Source organism: Azospirillum sp. CT11-132, assembly GCF_047302835.1.
In the GTDB taxonomy this organism is placed as follows: domain Bacteria; phylum Pseudomonadota; class Alphaproteobacteria; order Azospirillales; family Azospirillaceae; genus Azospirillum.
Genome location: NZ_JBGLZA010000003.1, coordinates 627971 through 641194 on the forward strand (window position 1 = coordinate 627971; position 13224 = coordinate 641194).

Below are 13224 nucleotides of genomic sequence, written 5' to 3' on the forward strand. Positions count from 1 at the left end.
TCAGTCTACCCCCGTATGCACCCATGCCGCAATGCGGGACATTCCCCTATCAGGGCAGCACCCCGGATAGTGCCGGACTGTCCGTGCCCGGCCTCAGGCCGCCTCGGTGGCGCGCTCCTGCTCGCGATCGGCCAGTTCGGCGATCTCGTGGCCGCTCAGGGTCTCACGCTCCAGCAGGGCCTGGGCGATCCCGTCCAGTGCGTCGCGGTTGGTGCGCAGCAGGCGGCGGGCATGCTCCATGCCTTCGTCGGTGAGGCGGCGAACCTCCTCGTCGATGCGCCAGGCCGTCCGTTCCGACCGCGCACCCGGTTCCGCCGCCGCATGGGCGACAAAGCCGATCTCCTCGCTCATGCCCCAGGCGGTGACCATGCGGCGGGCCAGATCGGTGGCGGCGCGGAAGTCGGCCTCGGCCCCGGTGGTGACGTGTTCGGGACCGAAAGCCATCTCCTCCGCCGCGCGGCCGGCCATGGCGACGGCGATGTCGGCCATCAGCTTGGCGCGCGAAACCGAGACCCGGTCGCCCTCCGGCAGCCGCACCACCATGCCCAGCGCGCCGCCGCGCGGGATGATGGTGGCCTTGTGGATCGGGTCGGCCTGCGGGCAGCGCAAGGACACCAGCGCGTGGCCGGCTTCATGCACCGCGATCAGCCGCCGCTCGTGTGCCGTCAGGGCGAGGCTGCGGCGTTCCGTTCCCATCAGCACGCGGTCCTTGGCGGCTTCATAGTCCGCCATGGTGACGACGACGCGGCCCTGGCGCGCCGCCGACAGCGCCGCCTCGTTGGTGAGGTTGGCGAGTTCCGCGCCGGAGAAGCCCGGCGTGCCGCGCGCCACGGTCCGCGCGCAGACGTCGGGGGCCAGCGTCAAGCGGCCGGCATGGACGCCCAGGATGGCTTCCCGCCCCGCCACGTCGGGCAGGCTGACATGGATGTGGCGGTCGAAGCGGCCGGGGCGCAGCACGGCGGGGTCCAGCATCTCCGACCGGTTGGTGGCGGCGATCACCACCACCTCGCCACCTTCGACGATGCCGTCCATCTCCACCAGAAGCTGGTTCAGCGTCTGCTCGCGCTCGGAATGGCTGGTCGATTCGCCGCGCTTGCCGGCCAGCGCGTCGATCTCGTCGATGAACAGGATGCAGGGGGCATTGGCGCGGGCGGTCTTGAAAAGGCTGCGCACGCGCGCCGCGCCCAGACCGACGAACATCTCGACGAAATCCGACCCCGACGCGGCGAAGAACGGCACGCCGGCCTCGCCCGCCGCCGCCTTGGCCAGCATGGTCTTGCCGGTGCCGGGCGGACCGACCAGCAGGATGCCCTTCGGCACGCGGGCGCCGGCCATGGCGAAGCGGCGCGGGTCCTTCAGGAATTGCACCGTCTCGCGCAGTTCCTCCTTCGCCTCGTCCACACCGGCCACGTCGGCGAACACCGTGTTGGTGTCCTCCGGCCGCACGCGGGTGGCGCGGCCCATGCCGAAGAACTGCCCGCCGCTCATCATCAGCCCGCCGATCAGCAGGGCCACCACCACGAAGGGCGCGGCGCGATCCAGCACGCCCACTGTCTTCGCCATCAGCCCGCCGGGGCCCTCTTCGAAGGAGATGGCGACCGTGTGGGCGCGCAATTCCTTCAGCAGATCGTCGGTGACCGGCATGACCACGCGATATCGGCTGCCGTCGGCGGCGACCGCATGGCCGGTGCCGTTGGCGAAGGTGATGGAGCTGATCTCCCCACGGCCCGCCTGCTCGATCAGCGCGCTGTAGCTGGCCGGCTGCTCGTCCGCCCGCTGGTGGTGATCGTACCAGGCGGCGAAACCGAGCCACGCGGCGAGCAGGGCGGCCAGGACGGCAAGTGCGATCAACGGGCGTTTCGGCAGCGTGGGCATATCGGCTCCGCGAAGGAAAAAGGACTGGCTTTCGATCTATGCCATTGATGGAAGCATTGATGCTGGACGGCGGGCCGCCGCGGCAACCGATAAGGGCCCGCGTCCCTTCTTTGACACCGTAAGCGGTGCGTTTGCGGAATGGCTCCTTTCGGATTCCACGGAGATCTCAATCGGTTGCCGATAGGCCTCAGTTCGGACAGTATGGCTCTCTAACCAAAGCGCATCGCCCGAACAACAAGGACCACACCGACATGGCCGAGGCCGCCGCGGCGCCCGCCCTCCAGCTGGAAGGCGTGACCTGCACCTTTCCCTCACCCGACGGCCGGGGACGTTCCTACACCGCCGTACAGGGCGCCAGCTTCACCGTCGCCGATGGGGAGTTCGTGTCGATCGTCGGCCCGACCGGCAGCGGCAAATCGACGATGCTCAACGTCGCCGCCGGCCTGCTGAAGCCCAGCGAGGGCCGCGCGCTGTCCTTTGGGCAGCCGGTGACCGGCATCAATCCCAAGGCCGGCTACATGTTCCAGGCCGAGGCGCTGATGCCGTGGAAATCGGCGCTCGACAATGTCGCCGCCGGACTGGAATTCCGCGGCGTCTCGAAGTCCGAAGCGCGGGACCGCGCGCGGCCCTGGCTGTCCCGCGTCGGGCTGGAGGGATTCGGCGACCGTTTCCCGCACCAGCTCTCCGGCGGCATGCGCAAGCGCGTTGCGCTGGCCCAGACGCTGATCGTCGATCCCAAGATCATCCTGATGGACGAACCCTTCTCGGCGCTCGACGTCCAGACCCGCCAGATGATGGAGAACGAGCTGCTCGACCTGTGGGCGGCGGACCGCAAGTCGGTGGTCTTCATCACTCACGACCTGGAGGAAGCGATCGCCATGTCCGACCGGGTGCTGGTGTTGTCCGCCGGGCCGGGGGCGCGGCTGATCGGCGAATACCGCATCGATCTGGACCGTCCGCGCGACGTGGCGGAAATCCGCATGACTCCGCGCTTCCTAGCATTGCACCAGGAAATCTGGTCGCAGCTGCGCGACGAGGTGCTGAAGGGCTACGCCCAGACCAAGCTGCGGTGACGAATATGAGATCCCACGCCAAACGCCTGCCCAGCCGTCCGGTCATCCTGCTGCTTCAGTTGGGCGTCCTGATCGCCTTCTTCCTGATCTGGCATGTCCTGACCGACACCAAAATCCTCAGCCCCTTCTTCTTCGGCACGCCGGGAGCGGTGCTGGCCCGCACCTGGGCCGATTTCGCCTCGGGCGTCATCTGGTACCATCTCGGCATCACGCTGCTGGAAACGGCGCTGGCCTTCGTCATCGGCACGGTGGCGGGCATCGCCTTCGGCTTCTGGTTCGCCCGCGCGCCGTTGGTCTCCATCGTCTTCGACCCCTACATCAAGGCGGCCAACGCGCTGCCCCGCGTGGTGCTGGCGCCGATCTTCGCGCTGTGGCTCGGGCTCGGCATCTGGTCGAAGGTGGCGCTGGGGGTGACGCTGGTCTTCTTCATCGTCTTCTTCAACGTCTATCAGGGCGTGAAGGAGGTCAGCCCGGTGGTCCTGGCCAACGCCCGCATGCTGGGCGCCAGCTCCCGCGACCTGTTCCGCCACGTCTATCTGCCCTCGGCCCTGTCCTGGGTCTTCTCCTCGCTGCACACCGCCGTCGGCTTCGCCATGGTGGGTGCGGTGGTGGGCGAGTATCTGGGCTCCGCCGCCGGGCTGGGCTACCGCATCCATCAGGCGGAGGGCGTGTTCGACACCGTCGGCGTCTTCTCCGGCATGCTGGTGCTGACGATCTTCGTCGTCCTGATCGACACCGCCGTCACCATGATCGAAAAGCGGCTTCTGCACTGGCGCCCGCAGGATACCAGCGGCGGGCAGCACTGAAATCCCACAGGGAAATTCAAAAAGGGAGGAAACCAATGAAATTCAAATCGCTGATCGCGGCCGCTGCGGTCGCCCTGTCCATGGGAACATTGGCGTTGGGAACCGCCGGACTGGCCGCGGCGCAGGACAAGCTCGAAAAGACCGACATCAAGATCGCGGTCGGCGGCAAGCCGCTGCTCTATTACCTGCCGCTGACGCTGGCCGAGCGGCTGGGCTACTTCAAGGATGTCGGACTGAATGTCGAGATCAGCGACTTCGGCGGCGGCGCCAAGAGCCTGCAGGCCCTGATCGGCGGCTCGGCCGACGTCGTCACCGGCGCCTACGACCACACCATCCAGATGCAGGCCAAGGGCCAGCCCATCGTCGCGGTGACGCAGCTCGGCCGCTATCCCGGTATCGTGCTGGCCGCCGTCAACAAGGCCGGCACCGTCAAGTCGGTGAAGGACCTGAAGGGCAAGAAGGTCGGCGTGACCGCCCCCGGCTCCTCCACCAACTTCATGCTGAACTATGTCCTGACTTCTCTGGGCATGAAGCCGGAGGACGTGTCGGTCATCGGCGTCGGCGGCGGCCCCAGCGCCATCGCCGCGATCAAGCGCGGGGAGATCGACGCCATCGTCAACCTCGACCCGGTCATCAGCCAGGCCGAGGCCGATGGCGACATCACCGTGCTGGCCGACACCCGGACCGCCAAGGGCACCATGGAGGTCTATGGCGGCCCCTATCCGGCCGCCGTGCTCTACGCCAAGCCGGATTTCGTGAAGGAGAACCCGAAGACCACCCAGGCGCTGACCGACGTCTTCGTCCGCACCATGCTGTGGCTGAACAAGGCCAGCACCGAGGATGTGCTGAAGGTGCTGCCGCAGGAGTATTTCCTGGGAAACCAGAATCTCTACGCCAAGGCTTTCGAGCATTCCAAGCCGACCTATTCGCCCGACGGCCGCTTCACCCAGGACGGCGCCGAGGCCGCGCTGAAGGTGCTGAAGGCCTTCGACCCGGCGGTGGCGTCGGCCAACATCGACCTGTCCAAGACCTACACCAACCAGTTCGTCGAGGATTCCCTGAAGCGCCTGCAGAAGTGAGCCTGACGGCCGCTTGAGAATATCCATAGAAAAGGGCGCGGCAGGATGTCGCGCCCTTTTCTATGCTGCGCCGCCAGCCGGACCGGACGAAAGCGAACGGCTCAAGGACCGGGACCCCCTCACTCCGGCGGCACTTCGCGCGGCTTGCGGTCCTCGCCGATGGCGACATAGGTGAACACGCCCTCCGTCACCTTGATCGGGTCGGAGCCGGAGCGTTCGCGCCGCACCCAGGTCTCGATGCGGACGCGCAGCGACGTGCGGCCGACCTTCTCGATGCGGGCGAAGCAACTGACCTCGTCGCCGACGAAGACCGGCTTGTGGAAGGTCATCGCCTCGATCCCGACCGTGGCGACGCGGCCATGGCTGCGCCGCACCGCCACCGTCCCGCCGGCCAAATCCATCTGCGCCAGCAGCCAGCCGCCGAAGATGTCGCCGTTCGGATTGGTGTCCGCCGGCATCGCGATGGCCCGCAGGGCAGGGCCATTGTCGAAGTCGTATGTGTCCGCTGCGCTCATGCTTCCTCCGGCGTCACGAAAAATTCCTGCCCCAAAGCCTGTGGCACCGCACTATAAACGGCCCAGGACGCGCTTGCGCACCCCTGACGAAATTCCTATCATCCCGTCATGAGCGATCTTTTCGAGAACACGGCCCCCAAGGCCGACAGCTATTCCGCCCAGGACATCGAGGTTCTGGAGGGGCTGGAGCCTGTCCGGCGCCGACCGGGCATGTATATCGGCGGCACCGACGACCGTGCGCTGCACCATCTGGTGGCCGAGGTCCTGGACAACGCCATGGACGAGGCGGTGGCCGGTCATGCCAGCCGGATCGACCTGGAGCTGACCGCCGACTACACGGTGATGGTCCGCGACAACGGGCGCGGCATCCCCATCGACGACCACCCGAAATATCCGGGCAAGTCGGCGCTGGAGGTCATCATGACCACGCTGCACTCCGGCGGCAAATTCTCCAATAAGGTCTACCAGACCTCGGGCGGCCTGCACGGCGTCGGCCTGTCGGTGGTGAACGCCCTGTCGGACCGGCTGACCGTTGAAATCGCCCGCGAAAAGCAGCTCTACGTTCAGGAATACAGCCGCGGCCTGCCACAGGGGCCGCTGGCCCATCGCGGCAACGTCAACCGGCGCGGCACCACCATCCGCTTCCACGCCGACCCGGAAATCTTCGGCGAGACCGCTCACTTTGAACCGCACCGGCTGTACCGGCTGGCGCGCTCCAAGGCCTATCTCTTCCGCGGCGTCGAAATCCGCTGGAGCTGCGATCCGACCCTGCTGTCGGTCGACGCCACCACGCCCGCTTCGGAGACCCTGCATTTCCCCGGCGGGCTTCAGGATTACCTGAACGCCGCGCTGAAGGACCGCAAGACGCTGACGCGGGCGCCCTTCGCCGGCGCGCTCGACTTCCCCAACGGCCAGGGCCGGGTGGAGTGGGCGGTTGCGTGGCCCGACGATGACGAGGGCTTCTCGCACACCTACTGCAACACCGTGCCGACCCCGCAGGGCGGCACGCACGAGGCTGGCCTGCGCACCGCGCTGACCCGCGGCCTGAAGGCCTATGGCGAGCTGACGAACAACAAGCGCGCCGGACAGGTCACCGCCGACGACGTGATGGGCGACGCCTGCGTCCTGCTGTCGGTCTTCATCCGCGAGCCGCATTTCCAGGGCCAGACCAAGGAAAAGCTGGTGACGGCGGAGGCGCAGCGCCTCGTCGAGACCGCGGTGAAGGACCATTTCGACCATTGGCTCTCCGGCGACCCGCAGAGCGCCAACGGCCTGCTGGAACGCCTGATCGAGAAGGCCGAGGAGCGGGCGCGCCGCAAGCAGTCCAAGGAAATGACGCGCAAGTCGGCCACCCGCCGCCTGCGCCTGCCCGGCAAGCTGGCCGACTGCTCGCGCAACTCCCCGGAGGGCACCGAGCTGTTCCTGGTGGAGGGCGACTCGGCCGGCGGCTCCGCCAAGCAGGCGCGCCAGCGCGAGACTCAGGCCATCCTGCCGCTGCGCGGCAAGATCCTGAACGTCGCCAGCGCGTCGGTCGACAAGATGAAGGCCAATCAGGAGCTGAACGACCTGACCCAGGCGCTCGGCTGCGGCATCGGCAAGGACTTCTCGACCGACAAGCTGCGCTATGAGCGGGTCATCATCATGACCGACGCCGATGTCGACGGCGCCCACATCGCGTCGCTGCTGATGACCTTCTTCTACCGCGAAATGCCGGGCCTGATTCAGGAGGGCCACCTCTACCTCGCCCTGCCGCCGCTCTACCGTCTCAGCCACGGCAACAAGCAGGTCTACGCCCGCGACGACGCCCACAAGGACGAGCTGCTGTCGAAGATGTTCAAGGGCAAGAAGCCCGACATCAGCCGCTTCAAGGGCCTGGGCGAGATGATGCCGGCCCAGCTGCGCGACACGACGATGGATCCGTCCAAGCGCTCCCTCCTGCGCGTGGTCGTGCCCAATGCCGCGGATCCGGAGGAAAAGCCGGAATGCGAGCGTACCCGATCGCTGGTGGAAGACCTGATGGGCAAGCGGCCGGAACTGCGCTTCAAGTTCATCCAGGACAACGCGAAGTTCGTGAAGGCCGACGACATCGACGTGTGATGGCGGCGGCCTGAGGCGCAGAGGCGCGAGATCGGCGGAGGCATTGTGGAGCTGTCGAGGAACCTGCTGGAGCGGGCGTTCGAGCTGATGGGTGACCTTGCCGCACAGGACGGCAAGGTCATCGACATCGCGGTTTACGGCGGATCGTGCCTTTTGCTTGCCGGCAACATCCGCGACGTGACGCGAGACGTCGACGCGGTTTTTCTCAGCGAACGCAGCCGCGGTTACCAGTTGGCCGATGCTGTCGGGCGCCGTCTCGGCCTACCCGACGACTGGCTCAATCAGGCGGTGAAGAACGTCGCTCCGCCGAAGGGCAATCCTCAGCCGAACCTGCTTCCGTTCGGGGAGTTTCCCAAACAGGGGCCGGTCGGTCTTCGCGTCTACCTGCCGACCCCGGAATACATGTTGGCGATGAAGTTGCTTGCCAGCAGGCTTGACGATCCCGAAGGTCTGGCCGGGACAGGCGGGACCTCTATTTTCTGATGGATGTCACGGGCTTGGCAACGCCAGAGCAGTTGGCCGAACTCGTGACGCTCTGCTATCCGCAGGTTCCCGGAATAAATGCGCGCATCGCCGCCAAGATCGAGGATATCGTTCAAGGTTACGCCGACCGGGGGTGCGAGAATGACCGACAACCTGAACCGCCGTCCTGGAACGCTGGGCGCGGCCATCCGACGTTATAAATCCGGACAGCAAACCTTCTCGGTGGCGTTGGGCGAATTCCTCGACGAATTCTACATGGACCGCGACGAGGCCAGCCGGTATGCCCGGGTCCAGGAGTCGCCGGAACTGCTCGGCGACGACGTCTTCGATGCCTATGCCGGAGCGGTGGGCGAACATCTGGTGCGCCGCTGGCATCTCGGCAAGCCGCCGGACTGGACCGAGGAACCCTGCCGCTTCCTTCGCCGCCCCTGGTTTCCGCCTGGGGTGCAGGCGGAAAAGCCGATCCTGCTGGTCGAAAGCCCGATGGCGTTCCGCCGCCGGATGCTGTTTGTCGAAGCCGAGCCTTTGCGGCGGGCGCGGATGCCGCATGACGACCGCTGGCGTGCGTATGAATACCTCAGAACCGGCATGATGCCGGACGGCGACGGCCAGCTCTGAAGGTCGGATGGAAATTCCCAAATTCGTTTCGCCGTTTTGGGGAATGCGTCCACTGGGCTATCATTCGCGATGCCGCCAATCCGGGAGACCGTCTCGCGGACCACGGCCCGACCCGCAGGAGGCGCATGCCCCCCTTGACCCATTCCGGCGCTGACATTCCGGCTGATCCCATCCCGCCCGAGATGGTTGCCGACGCGTTGTCGGCGCTGACCCCATTCGTCGCCGACCTGTTCGTCCCCCGCTACCGGCCCTGCGAGGTCGGGCGCTGGCGGTTGCAGGTGGCGCCGATCCTGCTCAGTGCCGGCTACTGGAGCCCGGCGCTTATGACGACCGATATGGCGGCCCTGCTGCGGCGCGAGGCGGACGGCGAGTATCGCTGCTGGATGTCGATGACGCCGATGGAGATCGAAAGCCAGGAGATCGGCGTCCGCGCCGCCACCGGCCATACGGTGGTGATGGGCATGGGCATGGGCTGGGCGGCGGTGAACGCGGCCTTGCGGCCGGAGGTGACGCGGGTCACGGTGGTCGAACTGGATCCCGACGTGATCGAAGTGAACCAGCGTGTCGGCCTGCTTGACCAGCTTCCGGCCGACGCCCTGGCCAAGATCTCCCTCGTCAACGCCGATGCGCTGGAATTCCGCACCGACGAGCCGGCCGACACGCTGATGACCGATATCTGGCTGCCGATCAACGGCGACGAGCGGATGGAGCAGTCCCGGATCATGGCGCGCAACACCGGCGCACGGCGGGTCTATGTCTGGGGCCAGGAACTCGTCATCGCCCGCCGCGCCCGCGCACTCGGGCTGGAATTGACCGACGAGACCCTGGCGCGGATCGTCGCCGAAATCGATCTTCCGCTGATCGGGCCGGAGCTTCCCGGCTATCCCGCTCTGATCGCCCGGGCTGCGGATAAATGGCTGAAGGACGTGTGACGCTCAGGCCACGCACCGGGCTGACCCTCTCGTCCGGTGCGGCGCCGCTCCCCATATCGGGGGCAGAGACACCAACGGACGATCACATCATGCGCATGCTCCCGCCGCTCGCCGCCCTCCTGCTGGGCGCTTCGACTCTCGCCGCCTGCACCAACGAGCGGGTGGTGGCGAGCGAGCCGGCTCCCGCCTACACGCTCAGCGAAGTCGCCTACGCAGCGGGCAACCGAGACCTGCGGGTGGTGCTGCACGGCGATCCCTTCGGTCTGCCGCCGGAGCGCTTCGCGGAGAAGGTGCTGCCGCACATGCAGAACCGCGTGATGGGCGTGAAGACCAATTTGACCACCACGCCCAACGATACGGCGCGGCGCGACTACAAGGTGGTGCTGGCCTTCAACGTGGCGGAAAACACGCTGAACTCGGAGCTTTGCACGAACGGCCCGATCCGGACCTCGCCGCCGGGCGGGGCCATCGTCGTGCAGGGGGCATTCTGCCGGTCGGGTGCCGCGCTGACCTCCGCCACCGGCTGGCTCGACCGGCCGCAGGGGCCGGACGATCCGGATTTCCGCAGCCTGATCAGCGACATGACCTTCTCGCTGTTCCCCAGCCCGCGGGCGGACCTGTTCTGCAACGGGCCCAATTGCTGAGCAGACTCAGTCCCGCAGCAGCCAGTCGCGCATCAGCGCGGTGACCGCCTGCGGCTGCTCCATCGCCGACAGATGGCCGCAGTCTTCGATCAGCACCAGCCGGGCGCCGGGGATGGCGTCCGCCATCTCCTCGTGCAGGGCCGGCGGCGTCAGGATGTCCTGGCGCCCGCAGATCACCAGAGTCGGGCAGCGGATGGCCGCCAGCCCGGGCCGGCTGTCCACCCGGTTGATGATCGCCTCCTGCTCCCGCGCATAGCCATCGACGCCCACACGCTCCATCTGCGCCAGGACAGAACGGACCAATCCGTCATCGGCCAATCGGTCCGGGTGGATCAGGCGGGGCAGGGCGGCACGGATCACCTGCCCATAGCGCCCCTGCCGGGCGAGTGCCACCGCCTCCCGCCGGGTTGCCGTCGCCTCTGTCGTGTCGGGTCGGGCGTTGGTGTCGAGCAGGGCCAGCCGCTCCACCCGCTCCGGTGCGCGGCGCAGGATCTCCAGCGCGACATAGCCGCCCATCGACAGGCCGGCGACGGCAAAGCGTTCCGGCGCCTGGGCCAGCACCTTGTCGGCCATCGCCGCGATGCTGGGGCAATCCGCCAGTTCGACCACCTGCGGGGTGGCGATGTCGCCGAGGTGCCGGACCTGATGGTCCCACAGCGCCGCGTCCAGCGGCATGCCGGGCAGCAGGATCAGGGCAGGGCGGCTGGTGGGATTCGAGGACATGCGGCTTCTCCTGCGCTCACTTCACCAGTGCGCTGACGACCTTGAAGACCGGCGTGCCGGCCCGTTCCATCCACTCGAACAGCACCATCTCGGTGGTGACGATGGTCACGCCGGCGGCACGCATCCGCTCCACCGCCATGGCGTGGTTGGCGGGGGTGCGCGACGACGACGCGTCGGCGACCAGATAGACCGCGTGGCCCTGCTGGCGCAGCCCCAACGCGGTCTGCATCACGCAGACATGCGCCTCCGTGCCGCACAGCACGATCTGCGGGCGATTCAACGCCTCGACCGCCGCATTGAAGGCCGGCTCGCCGGTGCTGCCGAAGGTGATCTTCTCGATCACCGGCGTGCCTTCCGGCAGGTGGGCGCGCACCGCGTCCACCGTCGGCCCCAGGCCGCGCGGATACTGCTCGGTGACCAGCACAGGCACCGACAGGGCGGCGGCCCCCTTCAGCAGCATCGCGGCGTTGCGGACGACGCGCTCGGAGTCGTGGATGGCCGGCAGCAGCCGTTCCTGCACATCAACCACCACCAGCACCGATTCCTGGGCACGAAGAATCATCAAATGCTCTCGACCGTTCCATTTGAAGCGGACAGCCCCCGATCGGGGCGCCGGCAAGCGCCGCGACTCGCGGTACTGCCGGACGACAGCCTAGCGCAGAGCGCCGAATTCGCCAACGCAGTGTGTTTTCGCGCCAATTTTCGGTTTCGGAACATCGGATCTATTGACATGCAGCTTTGACTTCCTATTCTTCGGCCTCATCCAGGCATCGGGCGTCGAACGCTCGATTTCCGCACTCCAGAACAGAAACAGGTTGGATGCTTTTTTCGGAACTTGGGCTTGGCCCTGACGTCCTGCGCGCCATCGAGGACAAGGGTTACACCCAACCGACGCCCATTCAGGAACAGGCAATTCCCTGTGTCCTGCAACGCCGCGACGTGCTGGGCTGCGCGCAGACGGGCACCGGCAAAACGGCGAGCTTCACCTTGCCCATGATCGACATCCTGGCGTCGGGCCGTGCCCGCGCGCGGATGCCGCGGTCTCTGATACTGGAGCCGACGCGCGAGCTGGCAGCCCAGGTGTCGGAAAGCTTCGAGACCTACGGCAAGTACCACAAGCTCAGCATGGCGCTGCTGATCGGCGGCGAGACCTTCACCGAACAGGTGAAGAAGCTCGACCGTGGCGTGGATGTGCTGATCGCGACTCCGGGTCGTCTCATCGACCTGTTCGAGCGCGGCAACATCATGCTGAACGACATCAAGGTCTTCGTCATCGACGAGGCCGACCGCATGCTCGACATGGGCTTCATCCCGGACATCGAGCGCATCGTCAGCAAGCTGCCGAAGAACCGCCAGACCCTGTTCTTCTCGGCGACGATGCCGCCGGAAATCCGTCGTCTGGCCGATGCCTTCCTGACCCAGCCGATGGAGATCAGCGTCGCTCCGCCCGCCTCGCCGGCGGAGACGGTGACCCAGGCGATGGTGCTGGTCCATGACATGGACAAGCGCAAGGCGCTGCGCCATCTGCTGCAGACCGAGGACGTCAAGAACGCCTTCATCTTCTGCAACCGCAAGCGCGACATCGCCGTCCTGCAGAAGTCGCTGGAGCGGCACGGCTTCAATGTCGGTGCGCTGCACGGCGACATGGTGCAGTCCAAGCGCACCGAGACGCTGGAGCGGTTCAAGCAGGGCGAGATTTCGCTGCTGGTCTGCTCCGACGTCGCCGCCCGCGGCATCGACGTCCAGGGTCTCAGCCACGTCTTCAATTTTGACGTGCCGCTGACCCCCGACGATTATGTCCACCGGATCGGCCGCACCGGCCGCGCCGGCAAGCAGGGCAGGGCCTTCATGCTGGCCACGCCGGACGACACGAAACTTGTCGGCGCAATCACGCGCCTCATCAAGCGGGAGATTCCCATGATCGCCATCGACGGCCTGGAGACGGCCGAGTTCGGCGAGGAAGACGGCAGCTCCCGCGGTCGTGGCCGTGGCCGTGGCGGCCGTGGTGCCAAGCCGGACAGCCGCTCGGAAGCCCGTCCGCCCCGCGGCGGCCGTGAAGAGCGCGCCCCGCGTGAGGAGGCCGCCGCCCCCCGCGACGAGCGTCCGGTCCGTGAAGAGCGTCCCGTCCGCGAGGAGCGCCCTGTGCGCGAAGACCGTCCGGTTCGTGAGGAGCGCCAGCCCCGCGAATCGCTGGCCGCTGCCGAAACCCGCCGCAGCAACGAGCCGCGCCGCGACCGTGATCGCGGCGACCGCCGCCGCCGCCGCGACGACGATGACGACGACGTGCCGGTGATCGGTTTCGGCGATCACATGCCGGCCTTCATGCTGCGCTCGGCCCGCCCGCGTCCGTCCAGCGAAGCCTCGACCGAGGAGGGCTGA

General features: G+C 67.1%; 13 protein-coding genes. 9 read left to right on the plus strand and 4 right to left on the minus strand.

All coding sequences use genetic code 11. The features are described from left to right. Positions 1-93: 93 nt before the first annotated feature. A complete protein-coding gene (ftsH, locus tag ACCD06_RS08715) occupies positions 94-1875 on the minus strand; it encodes an ATP-dependent zinc metalloprotease FtsH (protein ID WP_413340103.1) in 1782 nt (593 codons plus the stop codon). A gap of 251 nt (positions 1876-2126) precedes the next feature. On the opposite strand from ftsH, the gene ACCD06_RS08720 reads away from it, so the two are divergent. The 3 genes from ACCD06_RS08720 to ACCD06_RS08730 are packed head-to-tail and all read left to right on the plus strand — an operon-like array spanning position 2127 to position 4833. Next, positions 2127-2948, plus strand: a complete 822-nt coding sequence (locus ACCD06_RS08720; RefSeq protein WP_109151415.1) for an ABC transporter ATP-binding protein — start codon at positions 2127-2129, stop codon at positions 2946-2948. 5 nt (positions 2949-2953) lie between these two features. Beyond that, positions 2954-3754 (plus strand): ABC transporter permease, encoded by an 801-nt coding sequence (locus tag ACCD06_RS08725; RefSeq protein WP_109155532.1) that lies wholly within the window; start codon positions 2954-2956, stop codon positions 3752-3754. 35 nt (positions 3755-3789) lie between these two features. After that, positions 3790-4833, plus strand: coding sequence for an ABC transporter substrate-binding protein (locus tag ACCD06_RS08730; RefSeq protein WP_413340106.1), 1044 nt, complete (start codon positions 3790-3792; stop codon positions 4831-4833). A gap of 119 nt (positions 4834-4952) precedes the next feature. Here the strand turns inward: ACCD06_RS08730 and ACCD06_RS08735 are convergent, their stop codons facing one another. Beyond that, positions 4953-5348, minus strand: a complete 396-nt coding sequence (locus ACCD06_RS08735) for an acyl-CoA thioesterase (protein WP_085089201.1) — start codon at positions 5346-5348, stop codon at positions 4953-4955. 108 nt (positions 5349-5456) lie between these two features. Here ACCD06_RS08735 and parE point away from each other — a divergent pair, with 108 nt between their 5' ends. From parE to ACCD06_RS08760, 5 genes are all read left to right on the plus strand, one after another. Beyond that, complete coding sequence (gene parE, locus ACCD06_RS08740) at positions 5457-7445, plus strand: DNA topoisomerase IV subunit B (protein ID WP_109155534.1); 1989 nt, start codon at positions 5457-5459, stop codon at positions 7443-7445. Positions 7446-7490: 45 nt separating this feature from the next. Further along, entirely contained in the window at positions 7491-7928 is a 438-nt protein-coding gene (locus tag ACCD06_RS08745; protein ID WP_109155535.1) for a hypothetical protein, read from the plus strand. Positions 7929-8069: 141 nt separating this feature from the next. Next, a complete protein-coding gene (locus ACCD06_RS08750) occupies positions 8070-8546 on the plus strand; it encodes a hypothetical protein (RefSeq protein WP_136705478.1) in 477 nt (158 codons plus the stop codon). Between the two features lie 125 nt (positions 8547-8671). Then, positions 8672-9478, plus strand: a complete 807-nt coding sequence (locus ACCD06_RS08755) for a hypothetical protein (RefSeq protein ID WP_413340109.1) — start codon at positions 8672-8674, stop codon at positions 9476-9478. A gap of 89 nt (positions 9479-9567) precedes the next feature. Continuing rightward, on the plus strand, positions 9568-10122 hold the full coding sequence (locus tag ACCD06_RS08760; protein WP_109155591.1) for a hypothetical protein: 555 nt from the start codon (positions 9568-9570) through the stop codon (positions 10120-10122). A 6-nt stretch (positions 10123-10128) separates the two neighbouring features. Here ACCD06_RS08760 and ACCD06_RS08765 read toward each other — a convergent pair whose 3' ends face one another. Further along, positions 10129-10845, minus strand: coding sequence for an alpha/beta fold hydrolase (locus tag ACCD06_RS08765; protein WP_413340111.1), 717 nt, complete (start codon positions 10843-10845; stop codon positions 10129-10131). Between the two features lie 16 nt (positions 10846-10861). Then, positions 10862-11407, minus strand: a complete 546-nt coding sequence (locus ACCD06_RS08770) for a hydrolase (protein WP_413340113.1) — start codon at positions 11405-11407, stop codon at positions 10862-10864. 257 nt (positions 11408-11664) lie between these two features. Here ACCD06_RS08770 and ACCD06_RS08775 point away from each other — a divergent pair, with 257 nt between their 5' ends. Further along, positions 11665-13224, plus strand: coding sequence for a DEAD/DEAH box helicase (locus ACCD06_RS08775; protein WP_109155539.1), 1560 nt, complete (start codon positions 11665-11667; stop codon positions 13222-13224).